We start from the raw sequence: 24,493 nt of genomic DNA, 5'->3' as shown, positions 1-24,493 counted from the left end.
TTCGTTATTTCTTCAAATCTTCAATTGAATTGACGTTTTTCATATACTGAGGAACGACCAGACCCATCTTGACGCCTGTCAGACTCGTTCCCACATCTTCATATTTGCCTTTATATTTAGACGCATATGCTTTATGAGTGTTCGGAAGCCAAGCAGACAGTGACGCATCCGCGCTGCCTGTCGCAATCGCAGTCCACATCGGGCCTGCCTCCACTTGCGTCAGCTTCACGTCATAGCCGAGGTCTTGAAATACTTTTCCGATCACGTTCGTACTTGCGATTTCACTGTCCCACGCCACATAAGCCAGGTTGATTTTATCACCTTTTACTTTATGAGCGCCTTTTGTCCATTGAGCTACTTGATCTTTATGTTTTTTCACATATTCAGCAGCGGCTTTGGCCGGCTTTTCGCCTTCTTCAACGGCAATCATGACTTCTCCCATATCGTCCTGCGTCCAGTTGAACTGGCTGAGAACCTTGGCCGCGTTAGGCTGTTCCTTACTGAAACCGGTTCTTGTAATCGTATGAATCTGCTCGGCAGTTCCGTACGTTTTTTTCGGATCATCGAGGAACTTCAGCTTATATCTGGAGAACATCCAGTGCGGCGTCCAGCCCGTTACGATGATCGGCTTTTTCCGGTCATATGATTTTTTCAATGTCGCCGTCATGGCGGCGCTTGATGCTGTGACGACATTCCAGTCTTTCAATCCGTAATCCTTCACGGCCTCATCCGTCAGGGCCATGATCCCCGATCCCGGATCAATGCCGATAATGGTTTTGTTCACCTGATCCGCAGCCGTTGCCTGACCATCAGTCTGCGAACCGCAGGCAGCCAAAGAAAGAGCCAGCGCAGCGGCAACGCCGACACCGATGATTTTCTTAAGCATCAGGCATTCCCCCTGCTCTTCTTCTTCACTTTAATGTTTTGCGTGATACGGTCGAGTGTAATCGCTACGATAACGATCGCGATACCCGCTTCCACTCCGACACCGGTTTTCAACTGTGTCACGGCGCTGTATACTTCAGAACCGAGACCCGGCGCTCCGACCATGGCCGCGATAACGACCATTGACAAAGCAAGCATGATGCTTTGGTTAATACCGGCAAGAATGGTTTTTGTGGCAAGCGGAAGCTGAACCTTGAACAGACGCTGAGACGTCGTTGAACCGAATGCTTCCGTCGCTTCAATCAGATCAGCCGGAACTTGTTTAATACCGAGAACCGTCATACGGATCGTCGGAGGCATCGCGAAAATAACAGATGCCACAACGCCTGGCACAACCCCGATATTAAAGAAGAAAATGGCAGGCAGCAGGTATACGAAAGCCGGCATGGTCTGCATTAAATCCAGAATCGGTGTGACAATGCGGCGGACCGTTTCTTTCTGAGACGCCCATATGCCGATCGGAACCCCGATAATAATGGAAATCAAAACAGATGTGACGACAAGCGCCAGCGTTTGCAGCATCGGCGACCAATAACCCAAATAATCAATAACAAGGAATCCGATTAACGTAAAGAGTGCAATTCCTCTCGTACTGATCCACCAAGCGAGAGCTGCAAAAATAACAGTCAATAAAATAGACGGGATGAAACCCAATCCGCTCACAATCGCGTTTACGAAAGCGGCCAAACCGTTTGAGATTCCGTCAAAGAAACCTCCGAACGTCATGGTAAGCCAGTCAACAAACCGGTCAACGATATCTGCTAACGGAATTCTAGGCAATCTGTCCATTTACTTCACCCCCTGAACAGAAGAATCCTGAGCTTGTTCAGCAGAATCTTCAACATTTATATAATCGTTATTACCTGAAAGCGCGCCGATTAATGCGCCTTTTACGACAATGCCTTTCATGCGGTCCTTATCGTCCGTGACGGCGATTGGAATATTCGCATCAGACACGACATCGAAAATTTCCGTCAAGTAGGTGCTTTCGTGCACAGTCGTAAATTCAGTATTTAAAATATCCTGAAGCGATAAGTCGGATTCCACCGCTTTTTTCGCATCCGCCGCATGAATGACGCCGAGAAGCTGTTTCTGTTTATCAACGGCGTAAATGGAAGAAATACCGAGATTCTTCATGAGCTGCAGCGCTACACGAGGCCCTTTGTCAATCCGCACAGTTTCAGCGCGCTTCATGATATGGCCCGCTGTCAGAACTTTTGATAAATCTACATCTTCAACGAATTTTTCAACGTATTCATTGGACGGGCTCATCAGAATTTCTTCAGGTGTCCCGATCTGAACGATATTTCCGTCTTTCATCAGCACGATTCTGTCGCCGATGCGCAATGCTTCATCAAGGTCATGCGTGATGAAGATGATCGTTTTGCCGACAGAGTCATGAAGGTCTAAAAGCTCATCCTGCATATCTTTACGGATCAGCGGATCAAGCGCACTGAAAGCTTCATCCATCAGAAGAATGTCAGGATCATTCGTTAATGCGCGGGCAAGGCCGACACGCTGCTGCATTCCTCCGCTGAGCTGATCGGGGAATTGGTGTTCAAAGCCTTCAAGACCGACAAGCTTAAGCGAATCAAGCGCTTTTTGCTCACGCTCTTTTTTGTCAACGCCTTGAAGCTCCAAACCGTATTCCGTATTTTCAAGAATCGTTCTGTGCGGAAACAGCGCAAATTTTTGAAAGACCATGCTGATTTTTTTCCGGCGCACTTCCCGGAGCTGGTCTTTTGACATATTTGTTATCATGTCACCATCAATATAGATATTCCCGGCAGTCGGTTCAATAAGCCGGTTTAACAGCCGAACTAAAGTTGATTTACCGCTCCCCGATAGACCCATGATGACAAATATCTCCCCATCATAAACATCAAAGTTTGCTTGATTGACACCAACGGTTGATCCAGTGGCTTTCAGGATCTCTTTTTTGTTTTTTCCGCTGGACAGCATCTGAATGGCTTTTTTTGTCTGTTTTCCGAAAACTTTAGATACATTTTCGACTTTTATCTTAATTGGTTTCTCATCTACACTCATATTTTCCCTCCATAATAAGCAATCCTTAATACCGTAACACGTTTGTAATAAGTCAAACAAACATCATAATCCCTGTTATTTTGTATCATTACTTTAAAAACATCCATGTGTCTGATTTTCCTCTGGTATGCTTCTAAATACTCTCTAATCCTCCTTAATGAGGATAAATTACAAAGGAAACCGGGCTTTTATCAGGCTTGAGAACGTTTCCATCGAATCTGCTGCAAACTGATTTCCTATCCTTTTTTTACAATTACAAGAATTTCTTTGAGACATTGTCCTAGTTAAAGGAGTTTCCTCCTCCTAAAAATAAGGAATATTAAGGTAAAATATAGGTCTCCAAAAAAAGCACCCCAAAAGGGTGCTCATTGTGCAAGCTCTGTCTGTTTCGTTTCTTTACCGAGAATAAGAATGGTGATGACGGCAATCAGAATGGCCGCACAAAAGACGGCAAAAATAGCTGTAAACGAAACGTTCCGGGCTGCAAGAGATCCGACGAGAAGCGGGCCGAAAATACCGCCGATTCTGCCGACGGCCGCCGTTGTCCCGGAGCCGGTCGCACGGATCGCCGCAGGATACTGCTCCGGTGTATAGGCGTAAAGCACGCCCCACGCGCCGAGATTGAAGAAGGACAGCAGCATGCCGGCCGCCAATAACATACCCAATGAATCTGCGACACCGAAGAAATAAGCGCTGCCCGCCGTTCCGAGCAAATAGATGACTAAGATGGTCTTCCGCCCCGCTTTTTCGATCAGCCATGCAGCGGAAAAATAGCCCGGAAGCTGAGCAAGTGTCATCAGCAGCACGTATTCAAAGCTCTCAATCATGCTGAAGCCTTTCATCAGCATCACGCTCGGCAGCCACAAAAACATGCCGTAATAGGAAAAGACGACGCAGAACCAAACGACAGACAGCAGCACCGTCGGCCGGATATACGGTTTCACCCAGACACTTCCCGCCTGGCCGCGTATACTTTTTTTCTGCGATAAAGCCTGATGCGCGGGTGATTCCGGAAGGCTTCTCCGCAAATACAGCGCATAAAACGCCGCCAGCGCCGTTAAGAGCAGCGCGGTCTGCCACCCGAATGCCGGTATGACAAAGTAAGAAATAACCGCCGCAAGAAGCCAGCCCGCCGCCCAAAAGCTCTCAAGCAGCACGATGATCCTCCCCCGCTTTTCAGGGGCGGACGCTTCTGACACGAGCGTCGAGGCGACAGGCAGCTCCCCGCCAAGCCCCATTCCGATCAGAAAACGCAATATGAGAAAAACCGTCAATCCCGTTGCGAAAGCGGATATGCCGCTTCCGACAGAAAAGAGCAACAGCGTGATCATAAACACTTTTTTCCGGCCGATCCTGTCAGCCAGCATTCCGAATACAAAGGCGCCCGCTGCCATACCGATGGAATTGACGCTTCCGATCCATTTCATTTGATCAGGCGTTAAATTCCAATCAGCGTGAAGCGCGGCGATAATAAACGATAAAATTCCGACATCCATTGCATCAAACAGCCAGCCCATTCCGGCGATGGCCAGAAGTTTGCGCGGAGTAACGGCAGGTTGTTTGTTCATAAGCAGCACCTCAAATCGATAATGATTACCGTATAAGTTTACATCTGTCTTTACACATTGTCATTATCTTTTTCACAAAAAAATCCCGCTTGCCGTAAGCAAGCGGGGTGCAGATTAATTCTTTAAGACTGCGTTTTTAATATTATCCTGGAGCTGTTGAATCCGTTTCGCTCCGTCTTCTCTGATACGTCTGTTCTCTTCCTCGATCTGTTTTGTTTCCTGCATACCGCTGACAATCGTATTCCAAGACGTTTCGATCGTCTCAATGTCAATGCTCGGACGGCCTGCCATACGGGCGATCTCCACGCTTTGGTTTGAAATATTTTCAGCGTTGCGCTTCAGCATTTCATTCGTGCGGCGGTCCAGTTCGCTCATTGAATCAGCCACAAGCTTTTGGCGTTTGACGGTGACAGCCTGAATGATGCCGTTTTTGAAAATCGGAATCGTAATGACGAATGCGGAATTGATTTTCCCGATGAGCTTCGTATTCCCGCGCTGAAGGAGGCGGATCTGCGGTGCCGTTTGCAGCGCCACCATCCGCGCCATATCTAAATCATACACACGTTCCTCAAGCGCTTGAAGCCCGTCGCGCAGCGTATCGAGCTGCATTTGCGCAAGCTGGTTCCCGCCGGCCGCTTTTTCTTCATAAGAAGGAATGAGCGCCTGCATTTCCTCAAGCTTCATCTGCCCGGCAACGACATATTTTTCAAGCTCCATGTAGTAGTTAATGTTGTTTTCGTACATCTCTTCAAGTGTATGGTTCGTCTTTGCCATTTCATCTTTGTATTTCGAAATTTCAACATGGATTTTTTCAATTTCTCCGCCCAGGGTGCGGTACTTCTGAAAAATCTTTTCAATCATGCTGTTGCCGCGCTTGAACATTTTAGCGAGGAATCCTTTTGGTTCATCGAAATCATTCTTGTCGAAACGGTCCATGATTTTCCCGAGCTGCGTCAGCATTGTGCCTGAATCTGTGACACTTGTTGTTTTCATCATATTTAAGATGCGGTCGGAAAACTTCGAGATCTCAACTGCCGGTTCTTTTCCGTACTCCAGCAGTTCCATTTGGTTTTTCACGTCAATCTGCTGCGCAATGCGCTGCACCTCAGGGTCTTGGCGCAGCTGCACTCTGATGTCATCTGCTTTTTGTTCAGAAATCTCTTCATTTTTATCAAGAACAAGCGGATTTTGATTTTCTGTCATGTTTATTTACTCTCCCTGCTTTTGCGTAATGGTTCTAAACAGCTTTCTTACGAGTGACGGCTCTTTATATTCCTGCCGAAACACCATGTCCTCCAGCCAATGGACATCGAATTGGCTTTCTTCTATATAATGCTCGATGTCTTGATGCCCCGGCGGATTATACAAGATGATATCAACGCCGAATTTATTTAAAAACAAAAGAGCGGCTGCGTCCGAACGTGTGAGTTCGCCATTTTGTTCGGTATGATATAAAACGAGTTTCGGAACGGTTTGGGCGTAATCAAATGTCTGAATCAATTGCAGCAGCGAGGCGGGCAGGTTCGTCGCCTGGCGGAACAAATAGATAGCGGCATCCCTTGCCTGCTCCCCGGGCAAAGCCTTCAGTCCGGGGTTTCTGCACATGTCAGAAATCACATTGGCGATCGCGCTCTGCACACCTGAAGGCAGATGCTTGTACTGCCAGATGTTGCTCCTTTTCAGCCTGTCCGCGTCAATCGCTCCTTCTTCGTTCAAAACCTGACTGTAGTGATACTGGTAGTTGGCTTTCAGCTCTTCTGTAAACGGAAAACTGCGGATCATGTGTGTCTCCTGATAGTCCGCGGCGGTATGGAGTCTGTTCCAATATTCCTTCGTATCTTTGGAAACCCCCATCACCTTCGCAAAAAGGTTCGGAACGGCCACCCGCTCCCTGTCCGCTTTAAATTGCGGCCGGATAAACGCCCGCTCCTTCGCAATGAGAAATAACTCATCATACGTCGTTTTTAAGGTTACGGACTGCGGGGTATGCTCCCTGAACTGCCAAGGCTTATACATCATGGATTCCTCATGGTTCAGCACATGCTCAATTTCTTTCGTTGACCGGTAGGCCGTCGTTGACGTTCTGTCCGGCTTTTCTTTCGGAAAAGGCTTAAGGCCGCCTGTTGCGGGGAGCTTTATCACAAGACTGAGCTCCTCATCCGGATCAATCAAGCTGAACGGATCTTCCGCTGACGGATGAAACAATAAGACATCACAGCCGATCAGCATGAGATAATAGAGAAAATAGAGCTGGCTTTTGGTAGCGTCTCCATACCACACCACCTTCGGCATCTCACGCTCTATATCGGCTTGTTCGAGCCATGGATTCAGGTGGTTCAGCGAAAACTTTGACACATCTAAGAGCACCCGCCTGAAATCGGGATGATTCAGCCCGTTTTCATGCCGGCCTGCAAAGGTTTCCAAAAGCGTCATAAAAGCCGTTCTCAGCCGGCGGTGCATAAGCGGATCAGCATGTTTGGCAAGCAGCCTGCCCCCGTCGAGAAACGCGACAAATCTGGAAACAGAAAGGCCTTTTTCCTTTTGATTGACCGAATGAATGTGCTGCAGCGCCTGAAACGTTTCCGGCGCGATGGTCTTATCCAGTGTCTCGCTCAACACATGAATGTTTTCATGAGAAGACAGCTCGAAAAGCTTATTGTAGTACTCTGTCTCATCATAAGGAGTGCCTAGAATCCGGACGGCTAGACGGGTAAACGCCAGCCCGTTTTCCCGCTCGTAACCGGGGCGTTCCGGAAGCGGCTGCATCAGAAACGTTTCCCAGTCATCGTTTTCCGGCTCGGCTTTTCGGATCACCAATTCTTCCTGCCTCATGATCTTCCTCCTTTCTCTTCATGATAATCGGTACAAAAAAGGAAGGAAATCAACTCTCCCTCCTTTTTTGGTTTTATTCTTCTTTAGATGCAGCCGTCTGCTCCTGAACCTGCTTTTGTTTGTTGAAATAGTGGATGATAAACGTCACCACAAACGCAGCGATGATGATTCCGAAGAACACCACGTGCGGCATTTCATAATCAAAAGCGCTCGCCGCCATTTTCACGGCGATAATCCCGATCAGCACGAAAGCCGTGTTTTCAAGCTCAGGGATTTTATCAATTAAAACAAGGAATACTTTTGCGACTGTACGCATCATGAGAATACCGAGCATACCGCCGATCAAAAGCACCCACACTTTTTCAGATACCGCAAACGCGGCCAAAATGCTGTCCACAGAGAAAGCAAGATCCATCAGTTCCACTGAAACGACAGTGGCCCAGAAAATCCCGAACGTACGGACCATCCATGAATTTTTCTTCATGCCTTCCGTATCGTCATCACCTTCTCCGATCCAGAAATGCTTAATGACGAGCCAAGCCAGGTACAGCGCGCCAAGCACTTTGATCCACCAGAACTTAATGAGCAGCATTCCGATTCCGATAAAGATAAAACGGAAAATATATGCCCCGAACAATCCGTACGTTAATGCTTTCTTCCGCTGTTTTTCCGGCAGATGCCTTACCATAACCGCAAGCACTAACGCATTGTCGGCCGACAGCAGCCCTTCCAGCAGAACCAGAGAACCGATCAGCCCCCATGATACAGGGTCAGTCAGCACCTCACCCCACATTTTCCAATCAAAAAAGGAAGCGTAGGTCGACATAATATGATGTAGAAAATCCAAGTTTTTTCCTCCTATTTAGTAAAACGGTAATTTCCTGCTTACACCTGCAAGCCGTAATTCCGGCAAAGTGATGCCAGACCGCCGGAAAACCCGCTGCCGATGGCGTTAAATTTCCACTCAGCCCCATGGCGGTAAAGCTCACAAACGACAACCGCCGTTTCAATCGAGAAGTCTTCCCCTAAATCGAAACGAAGCAGTTCATTCTGGCTGTTTTCATCGACGACGCGCACGAACGCGTTGGAAACTTGTCCGAAATTTTGGCCGCGCGCTTCCGCATCATGAATCGTGACGGTAATACCGATCTTTTCAATATTTGCGGGTATTTTTGAGAAGTCGACGATAATTTGTTCATCGTCTCCCTCGCCCTCGCCCGTCCGGTTGTCTCCCGTATGGATGACGCCGCCGCTCGGGTGTTCCAGGTTATTGTAGAAAACAAAATCAAGATCATTTACACAGTTGTCATGGGCATCGACCAGAAAAGCCGACGCGTCAAGGTCAAAGTCATGCCCTCCGGAGTACTTGTTCGTATCCCAGCCTAAGCCGATCACCGCTTTTGTAAGGCCGGGGTTCGTTTTTGTCAGATCAACACGCTGTCCTTTCGCCAATTGAATAGCCATGTGCCGTCTCTCCCTTCTGTGTTTGATATGGTTCAGCCGATTTGCAGACCGTAATCTGTCGCAATACGGGCCAGTCCGCCTTGATAGCCTGATCCGATCGCGGAAAATTTCCATTCGCCGTTATGTCTGTAAAGCTCCCCTGCGATAATGGCTGTTTCAATTGAGAAATCTTCAGCCAGATCATAGCGGATCAGCTCTTCATTTGTTTCTTCATTGACAATGCGCACAAACGCGTTGGAAACTTGTCCGAAGTTTTGGCCGCGCGCTTCCGCTTCATGAATCGTGATGACGAATGAAATTTTGTCAATAGCGGCAGGCACTGCGCTCAGGTTGACTCTTACGCTTTCATCATCGCCCTCGCCCTGGCCTGTCAGGTTGTCGCCTGAATGTGCGACAGAGCCGTTTCCGCCTTCAAGCTGATTGTAGAAAATGAAATCATCGGGCGACGCGCATCTTCCTGCTTCATTTAATAGAAAGACGCTGGAATCTAAATCAAAATCATGTCCGCCGTCGTATTTGTTTGTATCCCAGCCAAGGCCGACAACGACTTTAGTAAGCCCCGGATTTGTTTTAGTCAAATCTACTTTTTGTCCTTTTGCCAATGAAATTGCCATGTGTGCACTCTCCTTTTTTTCGTTTAGGCGTATCGGTTAACGATATCGCCGATTTTCGTATCGTTTGTGCCTTCACCTACCGCAGCGAATTTCCACTCGCCGTCCTCGCGGTAGATTTCAGCCGCGATCAGGCTCGTTCTGCCTGAATAGTTATCTCTTAAATTGTAAGTCACCAGTTCTTCGCGGTTAGCCTGATCAACGACGCGGATGAACGCGTTTTGAATCATGCCGAAGTCCTGTTTTCGTCTGACGCAGTCGTAAATATTGACGACAAACACAAGCTTATTAATCTGAGCGGGCACTTTCGCCAAATCGATGAGAATTTGTTCATCATCGCCGTCGCCTTCTCCCGTCAGGTTGTCACCCGTGTGTACGACACCGCCGCATCGGCTTTTCAGATTGCCGAAATAGATGACGTTTTTACTGTCTGTCATTTTATCATTTTCAAGCATCAGTACGGAAGCGTCACAGTCGATATTGGCACCGCCTCCGCCGAACAGTTTTCCGAAAAAGCCTCCGGATGATACAGGGTCCCAGCCGAGTCCGACCAGCAGTTTTGACAGGCCGGCTTTTCCTTTTGTTAAATCAATCCGCTGGCCTTTTTGTAAAGAGATCGCCATATGATTCACTCCTATTCTGTAAGGGTGCCGCTAAGCACGCCGCAAGTGCGCATTTTCACAAAATGTCGGGACATGAATCCCGGTATTTATTAAGATATACGTCTTTTATTATATCAAAGTTTCATAAAACATAAGAATTTTTGACGAAAATCGGCGAAAAATCACTTCCTATATTCTCCTTCGTTCCGGAGAGAATAGAAAAAACAAAGAAATTGACGGGGACTGAACATTTTTCCTATCCTTGTATCAAAACATGTCAGGAAAGGGGCAGACGAGTGATTGATTTAAGCATACTTGATCAGGCGCCAGTATCCAAAGGAAAAGGGCCGCACGAGACGCTCCGCCATTCCGCGGAGCTCGCCCGCCTCAGCGAAGGATGGGGCTATAAGCGGTACTGGTTTGCCGAGCATCACGGCACAAGAGGGCTCGCAAGCGTTTCGCCGGAAATTATGATCGCTCATACCGCCGCAGCCACAACGACTATCCGGGTCGGCTCAGGCGGCGTTCTGCTGCCGCAGTACAGCCCCTATAAAGTCGCGGAAACATTCCGCCAGCTTGAGGCGCTCCATCCGAACCGTATTGATCTGGGGGTCGGACGCTCACCGGGCGGCACGACGAAAATCCGGCTCGCCCTCACAGACGGGGTAAAGAAAAGCATGACCGAGTTCAACAGGCAGCTTCAGGATTTGTCATCCTTTTTGACAGATTCGGTTCCCTCGGACCATGCTTATGCCGGAATAAAAACAGCGCCTTTGATTGAAACAGCCCCGCAGCTTTGGGTGCTCGGCCTCGGGGAAAACAGCGCCAGGCGCGCCGCTCTTCAGGGTGCGGGTTATGTCTTCGGCCATTTCATTAATCCGGAACGCGGGGAAAAAGCTTTTCAGATCTATCGGGACCATTTCCGGGCCTCCGCCCATTTCTCCGCTCCCGCCTCGCTCTGTGCCATTTTCGTCATATGCGCGGCTACGGATGAGAAAGCGGAAGAACTCGCGTTAAGCCAGGATTTATGGCTGCTTCGTGTCGGGAAAGGTGCCGACAGCCGCGTGCCGAGTGTGGAAGAAGCAAAGGCTTACCCGTATTCGCCGGAGGACCGTAAGCAGATTGAAGAAAACAGGAAGCGGATGGTGATCGGCTCTCCCGCCGCAGTCAAACGCCGTCTGCTTGAACTTTCCGAACGTTATCAGACAAAAGAGATGATGGTGCTGTGCAACGTCTTTGATTTCGAAGCCAAAAAAGAGTCATATGAGCGTCTTGCTGATATATTTCTGTAAAAAAAAGCCGCCAAACGGAGCAGCAGATGAGCCTGCTGCACCGCTTAACGGCGGTTTTTTCGTTCTTTTCCTTTTTTAAACGCATTCCAAATCCCCTGCAGCGTAAAGCCGAGCAGAAGCAGAATGATTAACAGTAAAGTGATTGACGGCCCCGGAGGCGTTCCGAGCTGGTATGAAGACGTCAGCCCCGTGAACACACTGAACAGAGATATGGCAATGGCGGCCGTAAACACCCATTTAAATCCTTTGGCGATACGGATCGCAAAAGCCGCGGGCAATACGAGGAGCGCGGAAACAAGCAGCACGCCGATAATCGGAATAATGACCGAAATCGCAAGCCCCGTCACGATGCTGAAAGACATTGACAGAAGATTGGTGTTAATGCCGGATGTCTTCGCCGTCGCTTCATCAAAGGTAAGCAGATAGAGCGGCCTGTTTAAAATAATGAAATAAAGCAGGATCAGCAGGGTAATTCCACCGATAATATAGACTTGCTGCTGGCTGACCGTCACAAGCGATCCAAATAAATATTGATCAATGCTCATCGACGCGCCGCCTTTTGACAGGCTGATCAGAAACATCGCAAACGACAGCCCGGCCGCCATTAAGATTGCGATGGACACCTCAGAATATGTACGGTATGCCCGCCGCATATATTCGATGCCGATGGCCCCGATCGTGACGACAACGATGCTCGCCGCCGTAATATTGGTACTGAGAAAAAAACCGATGGCGACGCCCGACAATGAAATATGAGACAGCGTATCCGCCATCAGCGCCTGTCTTCTCAGCACGAGATATACGCCTAATATCGGCGCCATAATTCCGATCATGCTTCCCGCTAGAAAAGCTCGTCGCATGAATTCCAAGTCAAACATTTCCATCCGCCTTTTTCCCCCCTCTCAAGCCGTATGACTTTATCCAAATACTGCTGTACTTCGTTTTGTTCGTGTGTCACCATGACGACGGTGCGGTTGTGATTTTTCACCTGATGGTGCATAAATTCGTAGAAGCCCTGTCTGCTTTCATAGTCAACCGCTGTTGTCGGCTCATCAAGCATCAGCAGATCCGGATTGCTCGCAAGCATTCTCGCAATGCAGATTTTCTGCTTCTGTCCGCCGGATAAGTCGCCGATTTTCCGGTTGCGGAAATCCCACATCTCCACCATCTTCAGCGCGTTTTCTACTTCGTGGTGATCCGTTTCGTTCAATCGTTTAAACCATTTTCCCTTCGTATAACGGCCGGATTGCACAAGCTCAAGAACCGTGCTCGGGAACCCCGCGTTAAATGAAGAAATCTGCTGCGGAACATAGCCGATTGTCAGGCGTTTTCCGGCTGCGTTTTTTTTACTGATCTCGGCCGTTCCTTCCCAAGGTCTGAGCATGCCGAGCATGACTTTCATGAGCGTCGATTTTGACGCGCCGTTCGGCCCTGTAATGCCGACGAATTCGCCGCTTTTGATTTCCAGCGACACGCCGTCAAGCACCGGTGTATGCGAATAACCAAAAACGATATCTTTTAATGTAACGAGATTCATGCTGACCTTCCTTTCCCGCATAGAAATAGTGTGCACCCTGCGGCGCACACTATGTTATTTAACCAATAGCGAATCTTTCAGTGCATCGAGGTTTTTCTCCATAATGTCGATATATCCGATGCCTTTATCCCGTTCTTTTTGGCTTAAACCTTCCAGTGTATTGAGCACTTCCGTTTTCGCGCCGATTTCACCGGCAAGTGTATCTGCAACTTTAGGCGATGCGACTTCTTCAAAGTAGATGATCTTCACATCATGCTGTTTGGCAAACGTTTTGAGATCTGCCAGTTTGGCCGGGCTCGGCTCTTCTTCAGGAGAAAGGCCTGCAATCGCGACCTGTTTCAAGCCGTACTCTTTAGCGAGATAGCTGAACGCCGCATGCTGTGTGATCAATTCTTTTTTCGCCGCTTTATTTAATGTTGTACGGTATAGTTTATCAAGATCCTTCAGTTTTGCAATATATTCTTTACTATTTTTCTCATAGTATGCCTTATTCTTCGGGTCCTGTTTTACGATCTGCTCCGTAATGGTTTTGACCTCTTTTTGCGCAAGAACCGGGCTCAGCCAGACGTGAGGGTCCATGCTGCGGTCATGACCGCCGTGTTCATGCTCTTCTTCCTCTTCATCCGAGCCTTTGAGCAGGTCAATTCCTTTTGACGCCTTTACAAACTTCGCATGATTAGAACTCATGCTTTTTTCCGCTGACGGAACCCATGTCTCCATATATTCGCTGTTGTATACGAAAAGATCGGCGTTTTGAATGCCGGCGATATCCTTCGGCGTCGGCTCCCAATCATGGGGTTCGACCGAAGACGGGATGAGAATGTCTACATCGCCTTTGTCTTTTACAATTTGTTTTGTGAATTCGTACATAGGATAAAAGGTCGTCACGACGTGCAGTTTGCCGTTTTTCGAAGAACCTGACGAACCTTTTGAAGATGAATTGCCGCAGCCCGCCGCGATTAAAAAGCATGCCGCAATGACGATGATTCCGCTCCATTTTTTAAACAAGCCGTTTCCCCCTGTTCTTCAAATCAGAATGATGACGATTTCCGAATCGTACTTTCTCGCTCATTTGTTACCTATACCATAATAAAACGAAGTAATTACGTTTTGCAAGATATTTTTTCTAAATTGATATCCGATTTACCTATAAAGCCCCCGTCAGGTAAGGACAGGGGGGGTCTGACTCTTAGCAGGCCAGCAGATAGACTCTTGTTTCATAAGGGCGGAATGTGATGCGGGATTCCGCGCCGCCGCCATTTTCATAGTTGCTGAGAAGAAGCTCGGCGCTTTCAGGTTTGGAGCCATCCGGCCAATAAAAAACGGCTTCTTCTTTCGATACGTTGCTGATGGAGATGAGTTTTTGTCCGTTTGCCTGTCTTTCATACACAAACAGCTGCGGGTCATCAGGAAGCAGCAGCGTGTAGCTGCCTTTTATGACATCAGCATACTGTTTTCGCAGGCGGATCAGTTTTTTGTAAAAGTTCAATACAGAATCGGGATCATCCTGAGCCTCGGCTGCATTGACGGTTTTGTAATTGGGATTGACCTTCAGCCACGGTTCTCCTTTTGTAAACCCGGCATTCTTGCTGCCGTCCCACTGCATCGGTGTACGGGCATGGTCACGGCTTTTCGCCATAATGGACGCCATGACTTCTTCTCTGTCACTGCCCTTTTCAAATACCCTTTTGTGATACATATTGACGGTCTGAATATCCTGATAGTCCTCAATCCTGTCAAACGGGGCGTTTGTCATGCCGAGTTCTTCTCCCTGATAAATGTACGGCGTGCCTTTCATGAAATAAAGCAGGGCGGCAAGCATTTTGGCTGATGCCTTTCGGTATTTGCCTTCGTCTCCGAAGCGGGATACGATCCGGGGCTGGTCATGATTGCACCAATACAGCGTATTCCAGCCCTGATGTTCAAGTGTTTTCTGCCAGTCTGTAAGCACTTTCTTCAAATCGGCCAGCTCAAGCGGCTTTACATCCCAATGCTCTTGGCCCGGCTTCTGGTCAAGCTCCATATGCTGAAAATGAAAAATCATATTCAGCTCATGCTCATCGGTTCCCGTATAAACGAGCCCCTCCTCAGGCGTCACTGATCCGGCCTCGCCGACCGACATCACGTCATATTTGGAAAATACCTCTTTCGTCATTTCTTTTAAATAATCATGTATCCGTGCTCCGTTTGGCCGGAAAGGCTTCGGATCGGCCCGGCGAGCGATATAATCTTCATACGGCGCCAAGTATTCTTTTTTGGACAGAAAATGGAGCTGGTCTATACGCAAGCCGTCCACGCCTTTATCGAGCCAGAATCTCATCATCTCGTACACGGATTGCCGCATTTCGGGATTTTCCCAATTCAGATCGGCTTGTTTGACGGCGTTCATATGCAGATAATATTCGCCCGTATGTTCTTCGTACTGCCAGACGGATTGTCCGTAAGCCGACACCCAATCGGTCGGCGGGCCGTCCGCGGTGCCCGGCCGCCAAATATAATAATCGCGGTATTTGCCGTCGGGATTCATTTCCGCCTCTTTGAACCAAGGATGCTCTGTGGATGTATGATTTAAGACGAAGTCCATCACAAGCTTTAATCCTCGGCTGCGGCATTCCGCAAGCAGATCGTGAAAATCCTCCATCGTTCCGTATGATTCCATAATTGCTTGGTGATCTGTCACATCGTAGCCGTTGTCAACGTTTGGCGACGGGTAAATCGGACAGATCCATATTACATCGGCGCCAAGCTCTTTTATATAATCGAGACGCGCGATAATTCCCCGCAAGTCGCCTATGCCGTCACCGTTCGTGTCTTGAAAGCTCCGCGGGTAGATTTGGTAGACAACGGCGTCTTTCCACCAGTCATTCGGCATAAAGTCTAATCTCCTTTATTTTTAATAGATTATTTCCTTATTTTTATTAAATGTAAACAAGGTCTTCCCTATATTTCCAAACATGATATGACCACTTGAGTCACAGACCAAAAATAAAAAAATCCAATTATTACAAAATATGTTTACAACATTCTAAAAATTGGTTATTATTAGTTTATTCAAAATAATCAGTATTTAAATCAAATGAGAGGAAGGATACTAATGAAAGAGGAAGAGATCGAGAAAACCGAAATTGAAGGATTGTTTTTCCAAAAGAATCTATATACTTGTTCTCCTGATGAAAAATACTCTCACGTAATAGCAAGCGATGGGCCCGGGATTTCTGATATGGTTACTCATAGTAATCAATTCTCCTATCAACATTACGGCATTCACATAGCCCAGGTAGATAGATTAACTTTTTTTGGTGACAGAACACAAAAAATCATCGGTCATTTTGTTGATTGCAGAAAGGACTCACCAACACTTCATAAAAAAGTAGTACTTGAATATTATCCAGATCCTAAAAAAATGCTTTATATTGACAGAGGCATTGCACACACTTTTGATGGACTGGAAAATGTCTTAACTAGAGACGAGCCTATTTGGTATCTCTCAACTGGAAACATTCATTATAATATGGCAAATGACGTCGTCAATGTAGATAGAAATGAAAGCATTGAAAATTTCCCCATTTTAGAAGTGAACAAATATCCTATCCCAAAACAAGCCTATGAATTCGCTCTTAAAGTTCAACAACACAATATGAAAGATCTCCAAGAATTCCCTCATAGATTTCAAATTCAATTAGATGGCGAAATGCGCTATGTAAATTTAAAACCTAAAAAAAGAAGTGAGGTGTAGCATGAATACAATCGAAAAAACTAATATACAGGGACTGTATTGGAAAAAAAATTATTATGTAGGAACTGGAATCCGCAGTTATACTTTGGTGGCAAATGAGGGGCCGATTGTTACTGATGTATTCTTTTTTGAGGATGATACCCATTATAAAAACTTTTATTTGCATATTGGACAAATTGACAGATTCACTTTTATCGGAAACGAAAATCAAATGATAACAGCTGAATTTATTGATTGCAGAGAGAACTCCCCTACACTTCATCAAAAATTAACAATGGAATTCACACCTGACCCCCGAAAACATTTAGTTATAGAAAGAGGCATTGCAAAGAGATTCCTTGGATTGAAAAATACAACAATACGTTCCGAACCAATACTTTTTGCAACAAACGAAAATAATGGTTATATCGTAGGAAATGACCGCCTAATTTTTTCTGAAAATACAAATGCGGAGGAATTCCCTAAAGTAAATATCAATAAACTCCCTCTGCCCAAAGAGGCGTTGCAATTCCTGTTAAAAAAGGAGCAAGAAGTCCTGAAAACTGGTAAAACACCTCCATTTTCTTATAAAGCTTATATTGACGGGGAACTGAGACGAATACAAATGAAACCAACGGGAAATTGAAAGGGGGTGATATAAATGACAACTGTAATGGAAGATATATATACTTCCCTGCATGAGCTGGAAGATCTAGTAAACAAAATTGATAATCCTTTAGAAAAAGAAGGGCTAAAGGCATTCATCAATTGTATTACTCCTCAGCTTATGGATGAAGCCTCGATTGCATTGCTTGGAAAAATCGCTCAAACACCTTATGGCGCTGCCTCAATTGAAGCAAAAAGCGCTAAAGATTTACTGAAAGAAATAGGGGACAATTACGAAGTTACGATTGAGTAGAGTAATCGAGAAGAACTTAGCTGTCCTAAGTTCTTCTCTTTATTGTATTTAACATTATGGGAAAGGATTAAATCATGATTAAAAACAGAGCGTTTCTTTTCGTAGTCAGCAGTAATTTTATACACAAATTAACTGAAAATATATATGACCTTGTTCTCCCCTTGTTAATACTTTATTTCACGAACTCTCCAATATTAATGGGGGTTTGCTACGCTCTAGGTTTTCTGGCAGATTTTCTTGCAGCCTATTTTGGCGGCGCTGTTATTGATTCATATAATAGGAAAAAGGTACTTATCTTCATTTCAATATCGCAGGCATTCCTCATTTCTTTAATTCCGATCTTCCATGAATTGCAGATCCTAACAGCACCTCTTGTCTTATTCATTGCCTTTTTTATTGATCTGCTAATCGCAATGTATGGTTTAACTGACATATCTATCATTCCTGAAATCGTGAAAAAGAGTGATCTGCCCTCAGCTAATTCTTTTTCTCAGATCGCTTTATCAATAGCCACATCAATTGGCCCTTCAATAGCCGGTTTATCATTAACTATATTTGGATTGTTTAACAGCCTATGGTTTACATTTTTAGGTTTTTTAATCCTTATCTTCTCGCTTAAATTAATAAACTACTCAGATAAAGAGATAACAGCCGCTGCAACTCCTAAGGAAATTCTCAGGAAAAGTTTTGAAGGTCTTAAATATACCCTCTCGATTAAAGTTTACAAGCTGCTGACGTTATGGAACCTATTTATAAATTTAGGGTTAACAGGGGCGGTTCTTATGATTATGTTCAAACTAAAAGAAGAGCTTCATATCACGGAAACACAAATCGGTTTCATTTATACGCTAAGTGCTGCAGGCGGAATCATTAGCGGAGTTATTCTTCCCTACGTGCACCGTTTTTTCAAGTCAGCACATGCATTATTTATTTCATCTTTCATGACTGCATTGTCTTTACTGATTCTTGCATACAGCGATCATTGGCTTATAATCGGGATTCTTAATTCCATTTTAATGGGGAGCATAGGTTTAAATTCCAGACTTGTAAGTTTGCTTTTTCAGACTCATGTCCCTGCTGACTATTTAGGACGCGTTTTTAGCGGTTCAAGGCTCATTTCAACATTACTGGCTCCCCTCAGCGTTTTAGCCGCAGGCTATTTTTCTCATAAGCTTGGCACTTTGCATGTGTTCCAAGCAGGCTCATTTATTATTATCTTGACAAATATTGTTTTTCTGTTTACTTCACTTCGAAACGAAGACTGGCGTCTCCTAAAAGAAGAAAGTGACATTAAAAATAAGAAATTAGTGTAATGTTCACTCCAGCTGAGACGGATAAAGCGTCATGCCTCCGTCGACGAAAAGTGTCGTTCCGGTCACGTAACTTGCTTCCTCAGACACCATCCAAGCGGCGGCGGCTGCGACTTCTTCCGGTTTTCCGAAGGCGTTCATCGGAATTTTTTTCAGCTGGGCCTGTTTATGTGTTTCATCTTCCAGATCCTTATTAGACTCCGTAGCGATCGTGCCGGGAGCGATGGCATTGACCCGGATGCCTTTGGATGCATAATTGAGCGCCATCGTTTCCGTCATCATTTTGATCCCGCCTTTGGATGCTGAGTACTGCACGTTTTCAGGGCGGGGTATTTGCTGATGGACGCTCGATATGTTTAAGACCGTTCCTTTTTTTCCGCGATCGAGCATATGTTTAAGGGCCGCTTTCGCCCCCAAAAAGGTGCCGGTCACGTTGACGTCGATGACCTTTTGCCAATCCTCCAGACTCATTTCGTGGGGCATCGCTTCGGCACCGTTAAAGCCGGAATTGTTGACCATCACGTCCACTCCGCCGAAATGCTCCTGTGCGGCATCAAACAGCGCCTGAATCTCTTTCTCTGAGGATACATCGGCTTTTACGGTGACGGCTCTGCCTCCCGCTTTCTCAATCATGGCCGCCGTTTCATCTGCTCCGACAGCATCACCGAGGTAGTTTACAACCACATTCATCCGCTCATCGCCGAAGCGTTCGGCAATGGCTTTTCCGATTCCTTTCGAAGAACCTGTTACAATCGCCGTTTTTTCCTGTAAATCCTGATACATTGTCTCATTTCCTCCCTGATGTTGATACAGGGCATGTACCCGGTTTTGATCGGCTGAAAACAGAAGGAATCATAAAAAGAACGATGAGACCGAAGCTCCACCGTTCATTTTCATTATGCGTAGTTGTTCATCTGCAGCCTTTTTTGCACGCCGACAAGCCGGCTGAAAAAATAAGATGCCGCTTTGTAGTTCCCCCGTTTATGGAAGAAATGGGCCGCATCCTGAAGCAGCTCCTCCGTGTCAGCCAACAGTTCCTTAGATTCCAGAATATCAAAATACTCTTTGAGCGAGTCCTGCCCGCCTTCCCCCTGATAAAGCTCTTTAATCAGACGGAATTTTGTCATATAGATCTCATCTTCCCACTCCGCCGCGCTTTTCATGCCCCGTGCGCAGCTGGCGGCGGCTTCACTGTATTTTTCCATTTTAAAGTATATATGTGTGAGTGAAAAAACAGCCTGAATGACCTGTTGGAAGCTGTGCGCTTCAAAGCCGGCAGCCGCACGTTCAAAGTCATCCGCCGCCTTGCAAAAGTCACCCAGACTGTACATACAGTGTCCGATATTATAATAGGCCGCAGCAATCATATACTGATCATCAAGCCGCTCCGCGTGCTCCAAGGCGCATTCAAGGTATTCCAGCGCTTTTTTATGCTGCTGGGCGTCCATCAAATTTCCGGCAATGATAAACTTGCACTGCACCCTTCTCATCCCGTATAATTCATATTTCTTGTAAATATCAAGCGCCTGTCCCGCGTAATTCATCGAAAAGAAAGTCTGCTTGATATGATAGTACACTTCAGAAATTTTATACAAAAACTCGGCTTTCTCTATGTCATCTTCCACATATTCAAGCTTTTCCTCAGCCCGTTTGTAATGAGAAATCGCTGAGATGAAGTTTTTCTGCTTAAATTCATACATTCCTCTGAAATAGTAAAAATAGTATTCCAGTAAACCGGTCAGCTTTTGCTGGTTCATCTCAATCTCAGTGAGCATTTCAGAGAACGGAGGCCGGCCGTCGCAGTCTTTCATGGGTTTTAATTTATCCAGCATGATGCGGTGCCGAAATTCCATCAATGAAAAATACAATAATAAGTCCTGGTTCTCTTCCATATCTTCGAGTTCATATTGAATCTCCCGCTTCAGCGCTTCAGCTTTATCGGCTTCAAACGCACGGATCAGCTTATACCATTCATTCATCTTTACGGCTACTTCTTCAGATGGAATCTTGGATTTCATAGATTTGCCTCCTTCCTCCGGCTACTAATTATGTTATATTTTATCATAGCAAATTTATAACAGTGAGCAAACAAAGATTTTAACCAATTAAAGAAAGAGAGTATTCCGCCATGAGATTACCAGCCAGAATAGCGCTGCTTTTCATCCTCTTCTTTTCCGCAGACCTATGTTTTTCCTATGTGCAGAAAGAACTGAGGCCGCAAACGGCATTACAGGAAAGAGATATACCAAGCGATCTTCATCCGCTCGTTAAACAGAATGCGCAGTTATTGCAGACGGCCGCACTGAAAAAAGGCATCACCGTCGTTATCACAGAGGGTTTCAGATCAATTGAGGAACAAAACGAATTGTACCGTCAAGGACGTTCAAAAAAAGGAAACATCGTCACCTACGCAAAAGGCGGAGAATCATACCACAATTACGGCCTTGCCATCGACTTCGCCCTGCAGAAAAAGGATGGCAGCCTGATTTGGGATATGACGTATGACGGAAACCGAAACGGCACGCCCGATTGGCTTGAGGTCGTATCGATTGCCAAAACGCTCGGTTTTGATTGGGGAGGCGATTGGAGAGGCTTTAAAGATTATCCTCATTTACAAATGATCCCTGGCTAATAAAACCTTTTCTTTTTTCGCTTTTGCGCATCAATATACGGAGGATATACAGGCCTGTACACAAGCTTATACCCTTCACTGCCGGACGGCGTAAAATCGCGCTGCCATTCCAGCTGCAGATGGAAATCAGATAAAAAAGCGGCCTTTGCTTCTTCAAGGGTAACGGCCGGCACCGGATTGATCCGCTCCAGCTGCTCCGGATCAATATCAGGCGCCATGTAAGCTTCCACAAGCCCGGTTACGGGACTGACAATGATCCTCGCAGCGCCGAAACGGAGCGGAATATCCCGATACCATACGGAAAAATGGAAGCGGAACCGGCCCCTGCCGTCCGTTTTCAGCGGATTCATTTTGAAAAACTCTTCCGCTCTCGGATAAAGCTTGTATAAAAACTGAAGTGCGACTTCCTCACACTCTTCTGCTGAATAAACGGCCGGGCCCGCATGCTCAATAAAAGATTTAAAGGCCGTCATTTTCCCTGTCTTTTTGTCCGTTTTCATCTTCATTGTATTTTTGTTGCTGCTTTCAAAATAGCTTTCTATACTCAAATCTTTCCGTTCCGGAACTGACCCTTTCCGCCATGTCGTTCCGATCTCATCTCCGAGGCCGCGGCGGCGTGTCTGAATCATATCCGCGGTAAACCCCATCAATTCATAGATGCTGGCTTCCCCTTTATATTTAAGCGCGGGAAGCGGTTTTGCCGGTTCGTTTCTGTCTTCGCAAAGCGGCTGATCCGGAACGATTTCATCTTCTCCGGCAGGATAGCTGTAGGCCGGCAGGATCGGTTCATAGACGAGACGCGGCGTTTTCTCAAAATTGACAACGTCATAGACGAGACTGAATGACAGCCCGCTCATATAATGCGAGATCACTTTCTCCTGATCGACGAATGTTTCCGGGACGGGCGCTTCACCCCTATCCCCATAGTAGATAAACTGCACGACGAAGCCGCTCTCGGTTACATCAACGAAAAAACCCGAATCGGGAAGCGGCCTGCCGAACACTTTTTTTGTATAGTTAAAACGGATGCACCCATTGCGTTCTTCCCTCGCCTGAAAAGTGAAGTTCATAAAAGTTAGCGGGCGGTGTCTGGCCGCAAACCGAAGAGCCGTCAGCTTTAATTCGGCATCTGACAGCTGAATGTCTGAATCCGGACGGTCATTGCGCGAATATGCAAGCAAAGATCCGTCGCCGCCCAGCTCAATCGTTACCGTTTTGTCCGGATGGTTGCGATCTTTCCATATATAATAGGCTCTCGTTTTTTGTTTTTCATCAAAATCTTCTATTTCAAGCTCATAGTGCGGCGGTATGTTCCCGATCTCCAGCGCTTTTTTTCTCAGATGTTCTTTCAGCAATGGGGTCATCCTTTCAGAAGAGTGTATAAAAAAGAACTGTTTTTTATTATATAAAAACGTCCTTATCCTTTTAAAGGGAAGAAAGTGCCTTTTATGTGTCTATTTTTAGCAAAGAGGGAAAACAGCCGTATTCAAAGCGGCTGTTTTTCATACAAATGTCATGCTTCCCGCGAAAGTCCCGGGACGAATGCCTATGCCCTTCAGCCTATTAAACTCATAATCGCTTCTCCCGTATGCGCCTCAATAAACCGCGGGAAAACCGGCTTGTATACGAGCCTGTACACTTTTCGGCAGCTGTCGTCATCGTAACAGCGATCCCAAGCGAGCTCGGCTTTGATATTCCGGCGGATCGCGTCCTTCGCCTCTTCCATTGTCAATGAAGGAACCGGATCGATATGATCAAGCTCTTTCGGATCAATTTCCGGCGGCATATATACAGTGACAAGACCCGTCATTTTGCTGACACAGATTCTCCCCTCTCCGAATCGCAAATCAACGCCGCCCGAACAAGCCTTATATGTAAGTCCCGCGTTTTCTCCTTCATCATCCGGCTCATCATATTGAACCCGGAAATACTGATCCGCTTCCGGAAACATGGCAAATAAAAAGCGGATGGCCATGTGATGGCATTCTTCCTCGGAAAACTCCGGTTCGCCTTCACTTTGTATAAATGACATCACCCCGGTGAGTCGGCCCGATTCTTTATCATACCTTGTTTTCAATACATGTTCATTCCGCTCTTTTAACAGACTTTCAAAGCTTTTATCTTCCCGTACGGATTTTGTTTTTTCAGGGCGCCAGGCAATACCGATACTGCCCTCTCCAAGATCGCTTTCCCTCTCTTTATAAAAACCGTCATGCAGCCCGATCATGTCATTGATGCTCATCTTTTCCGCTTCAGGTGCAGGGCGTGAAATCGGGACATACGGCCGCGTGTCGTCTTCCAGCTCTTCATACTCTTCTAATTCTTCATTCTCTTCCTTCAGGTCAGCCGATATCGGCCGCGTCGGAGACACGATTTCATAGACGAGATGGGGCTTGTCATCCCCCTGCACATAGACGGACTGATGCAGTACGGTGAACAATAGCTCTGCTTCTATTTGTTTGACAAAGTGAGCCAATGCATCCCGCTTGTCCGCAATTGTCCCGGGTCTTAACAGCTCATCCGCCCTCACATAATAAGAAAAGCCGGTTACCTCCCCTGTCACAGCCAGGTCGATGTAAAAACCGGTCATCGGAAGCGGCAGACCGTCAGCCATCTGAACATAGGAATATCTTACATCACCATCATTTACGGAGCTTTTTTTCTCCCATTCGAACTCAGCCAATGCCCCCGGACGGTGGGTTTCTGCAAACGCCCGCATCCGTTCTTCTATGTCCGATTCCGAAAGAGGCGGCAGATCAGTCCGAAAAGCCGGACGGGATAAGGATTTCAGTTTTCCGTCCCCGTCCAATTCGACCATGATGCCGGCTTCCGGATCATTCTTGTCTTCCCACCAAAACAGAACCTCATCTTCCTGGTGTTCTTCCACCTTACTCTCGTAGCCTGCAGGTACGTTTCCGATTCTGAGAGCCAGCTGTTTCAATTCTTCTTTTTTCATCATAACACTTCCTTTTCTTCCAAAAAGATTAATGATTACCAAGACTCTTTTAAACAAATCTAGT

24 protein-coding genes are annotated in these 24,493 nt (G+C 46.4%); 6 read left to right on the top strand and 18 right to left on the bottom strand.

The window, feature by feature from the left end; genetic code table 11:
• Nucleotides 1-4: 4 nt before the first annotated feature.
• From ACH32G_RS17715 to ACH32G_RS17670, 10 genes are all read right to left on the bottom strand, one after another.
• Nucleotides 5-886, bottom strand: coding sequence for a glycine betaine ABC transporter substrate-binding protein (locus ACH32G_RS17715; RefSeq protein WP_448814661.1), 882 nt, complete (start codon nt 884-886; stop codon nt 5-7).
• Nucleotides 886-1,734, bottom strand: a complete 849-nt coding sequence (gene opuAB, locus ACH32G_RS17710; protein WP_003156639.1) for a glycine/proline betaine ABC transporter permease subunit OpuAB — start codon at nt 1,732-1,734, stop codon at nt 886-888. The genes ACH32G_RS17715 and opuAB overlap by 1 nt, the downstream gene beginning before the upstream one ends.
• Entirely contained in the window at nt 1,735-2,991 is a 1,257-nt protein-coding gene (opuAA, locus tag ACH32G_RS17705; protein WP_016936830.1) for a glycine/proline betaine ABC transporter ATP-binding protein OpuAA, read from the bottom strand. It abuts the gene before it with no gap.
• Between the two features lie 365 nt (nt 2,992-3,356).
• The gene (locus ACH32G_RS17700) at nt 3,357-4,559 is read right to left on the bottom strand and encodes an MFS transporter (protein WP_448814660.1); all 1,203 of its coding nucleotides are present in this window, start codon (nt 4,557-4,559) and stop codon (nt 3,357-3,359) included.
• A 114-nt stretch (nt 4,560-4,673) separates the two neighbouring features.
• Entirely contained in the window at nt 4,674-5,762 is a 1,089-nt protein-coding gene (locus ACH32G_RS17695; protein WP_064777966.1) for a toxic anion resistance protein, read from the bottom strand.
• Nucleotides 5,763-5,768: 6 nt separating this feature from the next.
• Nucleotides 5,769-7,391 (bottom strand): YceG family protein, encoded by a 1,623-nt coding sequence (locus tag ACH32G_RS17690; protein ID WP_448814659.1) that lies wholly within the window; start codon nt 7,389-7,391, stop codon nt 5,769-5,771.
• A gap of 73 nt (nt 7,392-7,464) precedes the next feature.
• Nucleotides 7,465-8,238 carry a TerC family protein gene (locus tag ACH32G_RS17685; protein WP_003156644.1) on the bottom strand — a complete coding sequence of 258 codons (774 nt, stop codon included), beginning with the start codon at nt 8,236-8,238 and terminating at the stop codon, nt 7,465-7,467.
• Between the two features lie 38 nt (nt 8,239-8,276).
• Nucleotides 8,277-8,855 carry a TerD family protein gene (locus ACH32G_RS17680; protein WP_003156645.1) on the bottom strand — a complete coding sequence of 193 codons (579 nt, stop codon included), beginning with the start codon at nt 8,853-8,855 and terminating at the stop codon, nt 8,277-8,279.
• A gap of 32 nt (nt 8,856-8,887) precedes the next feature.
• On the bottom strand, nt 8,888-9,469 hold the full coding sequence (locus tag ACH32G_RS17675; RefSeq protein WP_016936834.1) for a TerD family protein: 582 nt from the start codon (nt 9,467-9,469) through the stop codon (nt 8,888-8,890).
• A gap of 23 nt (nt 9,470-9,492) precedes the next feature.
• The gene (locus tag ACH32G_RS17670; protein WP_003156649.1) at nt 9,493-10,089 is read right to left on the bottom strand and encodes a TerD family protein; all 597 of its coding nucleotides are present in this window, start codon (nt 10,087-10,089) and stop codon (nt 9,493-9,495) included.
• Between the two features lie 275 nt (nt 10,090-10,364).
• Here ACH32G_RS17670 and ACH32G_RS17665 point away from each other — a divergent pair, with 275 nt between their 5' ends.
• Entirely contained in the window at nt 10,365-11,360 is a 996-nt protein-coding gene (locus ACH32G_RS17665) for an LLM class flavin-dependent oxidoreductase (RefSeq protein WP_448814658.1), read from the top strand.
• 44 nt (nt 11,361-11,404) lie between these two features.
• On the opposite strand, the gene ACH32G_RS17660 is transcribed toward ACH32G_RS17665, so the two are convergent.
• The 4 genes from ACH32G_RS17660 to ACH32G_RS17645 all read right to left on the bottom strand — a co-directional run bounded on the left by ACH32G_RS17660 (nt 11,405) and on the right by ACH32G_RS17645 (nt 15,769).
• Nucleotides 11,405-12,244, bottom strand: a complete 840-nt coding sequence (locus ACH32G_RS17660; RefSeq protein WP_016936837.1) for a metal ABC transporter permease — start codon at nt 12,242-12,244, stop codon at nt 11,405-11,407.
• Nucleotides 12,202-12,897 carry a metal ABC transporter ATP-binding protein gene (locus ACH32G_RS17655; protein WP_016936838.1) on the bottom strand — a complete coding sequence of 232 codons (696 nt, stop codon included), beginning with the start codon at nt 12,895-12,897 and terminating at the stop codon, nt 12,202-12,204. Before ACH32G_RS17655 ends, ACH32G_RS17660 begins: the two co-directional genes overlap by 43 nt.
• Nucleotides 12,898-12,951: 54 nt before the next feature.
• Nucleotides 12,952-13,905, bottom strand: coding sequence for a metal ABC transporter substrate-binding protein (locus tag ACH32G_RS17650; protein WP_095241800.1), 954 nt, complete (start codon nt 13,903-13,905; stop codon nt 12,952-12,954).
• Between the two features lie 181 nt (nt 13,906-14,086).
• Nucleotides 14,087-15,769, bottom strand: coding sequence for a glycoside hydrolase family 13 protein (locus tag ACH32G_RS17645; protein ID WP_327815999.1), 1,683 nt, complete (start codon nt 15,767-15,769; stop codon nt 14,087-14,089).
• Between the two features lie 222 nt (nt 15,770-15,991).
• Between ACH32G_RS17645 and ACH32G_RS17640 the strand changes: the two genes are divergently transcribed.
• From ACH32G_RS17640 to ACH32G_RS17625, 4 genes are all read left to right on the top strand, one after another.
• Nucleotides 15,992-16,633, top strand: coding sequence for a dTDP-4-dehydrorhamnose 3,5-epimerase family protein (locus ACH32G_RS17640; protein WP_029575242.1), 642 nt, complete (start codon nt 15,992-15,994; stop codon nt 16,631-16,633).
• A gap of 1 nt (nt 16,634) precedes the next feature.
• Nucleotides 16,635-17,258: a dTDP-4-dehydrorhamnose 3,5-epimerase gene (locus ACH32G_RS17635; protein WP_029575243.1), complete on the top strand. Its 624-nt coding sequence runs from the start codon at nt 16,635-16,637 to the stop codon at nt 17,256-17,258.
• A gap of 15 nt (nt 17,259-17,273) precedes the next feature.
• A complete protein-coding gene (locus ACH32G_RS17630; protein ID WP_016936841.1) occupies nt 17,274-17,531 on the top strand; it encodes a hypothetical protein in 258 nt (85 codons plus the stop codon).
• Nucleotides 17,532-17,605: 74 nt separating this feature from the next.
• Nucleotides 17,606-18,844 carry an MFS transporter gene (locus tag ACH32G_RS17625; RefSeq protein ID WP_045926295.1) on the top strand — a complete coding sequence of 413 codons (1,239 nt, stop codon included), beginning with the start codon at nt 17,606-17,608 and terminating at the stop codon, nt 18,842-18,844.
• 3 nt (nt 18,845-18,847) lie between these two features.
• On the opposite strand, the gene ACH32G_RS17620 is transcribed toward ACH32G_RS17625, so the two are convergent.
• Complete coding sequence (locus ACH32G_RS17620) at nt 18,848-19,624, bottom strand: glucose 1-dehydrogenase (protein WP_448814657.1); 777 nt, start codon at nt 19,622-19,624, stop codon at nt 18,848-18,850.
• A gap of 113 nt (nt 19,625-19,737) precedes the next feature.
• Nucleotides 19,738-20,859 carry a response regulator aspartate phosphatase gene (locus ACH32G_RS17615; RefSeq protein ID WP_016936844.1) on the bottom strand — a complete coding sequence of 374 codons (1,122 nt, stop codon included), beginning with the start codon at nt 20,857-20,859 and terminating at the stop codon, nt 19,738-19,740.
• A 110-nt stretch (nt 20,860-20,969) separates the two neighbouring features.
• Here ACH32G_RS17615 and ACH32G_RS17610 point away from each other — a divergent pair, with 110 nt between their 5' ends.
• A complete protein-coding gene (locus ACH32G_RS17610; RefSeq protein WP_045926298.1) occupies nt 20,970-21,473 on the top strand; it encodes a M15 family metallopeptidase in 504 nt (167 codons plus the stop codon).
• Here the strand turns inward: ACH32G_RS17610 and ACH32G_RS17605 are convergent.
• Together ACH32G_RS17605 and ACH32G_RS17600 are read right to left on the bottom strand one after the other, a co-directional pair.
• Nucleotides 21,470-22,828, bottom strand: a complete 1,359-nt coding sequence (locus ACH32G_RS17605) for a YcdB/YcdC domain-containing protein (RefSeq protein WP_448814656.1) — start codon at nt 22,826-22,828, stop codon at nt 21,470-21,472. The genes ACH32G_RS17610 and ACH32G_RS17605 overlap by 4 nt on opposite strands.
• A 200-nt stretch (nt 22,829-23,028) precedes the next feature.
• Complete coding sequence (locus ACH32G_RS17600) at nt 23,029-24,429, bottom strand: YcdB/YcdC domain-containing protein (protein WP_448814655.1); 1,401 nt, start codon at nt 24,427-24,429, stop codon at nt 23,029-23,031.
• Nucleotides 24,430-24,493: the final 64 nt, after the last annotated feature.

The organism is Bacillus sp. CIS52 (genome assembly GCF_053545315.1).
This window is presented reverse-complemented; position numbering and strand designations above follow the sequence as displayed.

Bases quoted from the DNA above. Each gene is read 5' to 3' on its own strand.
- ACH32G_RS17715 (WP_448814661.1), bottom strand. From the start codon at position 886: ATGCTTAAGAAAATCATCGGTGTCGGCGTTGCCGCTGCGCTGGCTCTT.
- opuAB (WP_003156639.1), bottom strand. From the start codon at position 1,734: ATGGACAGATTGCCTAGAATTCCGTTAGCAGATATCGTTGACCGGTTT.
- opuAA (WP_016936830.1), bottom strand. From the start codon at position 2,991: ATGAGTGTAGATGAGAAACCAATTAAGATAAAAGTCGAAAATGTATCT.
- ACH32G_RS17700 (WP_448814660.1), bottom strand. From the start codon at position 4,559: ATGAACAAACAACCTGCCGTTACTCCGCGCAAACTTCTGGCCATCGCC.
- ACH32G_RS17695 (WP_064777966.1), bottom strand. From the start codon at position 5,762: ATGACAGAAAATCAAAATCCGCTTGTTCTTGATAAAAATGAAGAGATT.
- ACH32G_RS17690 (WP_448814659.1), bottom strand. From the start codon at position 7,391: ATGAGGCAGGAAGAATTGGTGATCCGAAAAGCCGAGCCGGAAAACGAT.
- ACH32G_RS17680 (WP_003156645.1), bottom strand. From the start codon at position 8,855: ATGGCTATTCAATTGGCGAAAGGACAGCGTGTTGATCTGACAAAAACG.
- ACH32G_RS17675 (WP_016936834.1), bottom strand. From the start codon at position 9,469: ATGGCAATTTCATTGGCAAAAGGACAAAAAGTAGATTTGACTAAAACA.
- ACH32G_RS17670 (WP_003156649.1), bottom strand. From the start codon at position 10,089: ATGGCGATCTCTTTACAAAAAGGCCAGCGGATTGATTTAACAAAAGGA.
- ACH32G_RS17660 (WP_016936837.1), bottom strand. From the start codon at position 12,244: ATGGAAATGTTTGACTTGGAATTCATGCGACGAGCTTTTCTAGCGGGA.
- ACH32G_RS17655 (WP_016936838.1), bottom strand. From the start codon at position 12,897: ATGAATCTCGTTACATTAAAAGATATCGTTTTTGGTTATTCGCATACA.
- ACH32G_RS17645 (WP_327815999.1), bottom strand. From the start codon at position 15,769: ATGCCGAATGACTGGTGGAAAGACGCCGTTGTCTACCAAATCTACCCG.
- ACH32G_RS17640 (WP_029575242.1), top strand. From the start codon at position 15,992: ATGAAAGAGGAAGAGATCGAGAAAACCGAAATTGAAGGATTGTTTTTC.
- ACH32G_RS17635 (WP_029575243.1), top strand. From the start codon at position 16,635: ATGAATACAATCGAAAAAACTAATATACAGGGACTGTATTGGAAAAAA.
- ACH32G_RS17630 (WP_016936841.1), top strand. From the start codon at position 17,274: ATGACAACTGTAATGGAAGATATATATACTTCCCTGCATGAGCTGGAA.
- ACH32G_RS17625 (WP_045926295.1), top strand. From the start codon at position 17,606: ATGATTAAAAACAGAGCGTTTCTTTTCGTAGTCAGCAGTAATTTTATA.
- ACH32G_RS17620 (WP_448814657.1), bottom strand. From the start codon at position 19,624: ATGTATCAGGATTTACAGGAAAAAACGGCGATTGTAACAGGTTCTTCG.
- ACH32G_RS17615 (WP_016936844.1), bottom strand. From the start codon at position 20,859: ATGAAATCCAAGATTCCATCTGAAGAAGTAGCCGTAAAGATGAATGAA.
- ACH32G_RS17610 (WP_045926298.1), top strand. From the start codon at position 20,970: ATGAGATTACCAGCCAGAATAGCGCTGCTTTTCATCCTCTTCTTTTCC.
- ACH32G_RS17600 (WP_448814655.1), bottom strand. From the start codon at position 24,429: ATGAAAAAAGAAGAATTGAAACAGCTGGCTCTCAGAATCGGAAACGTA.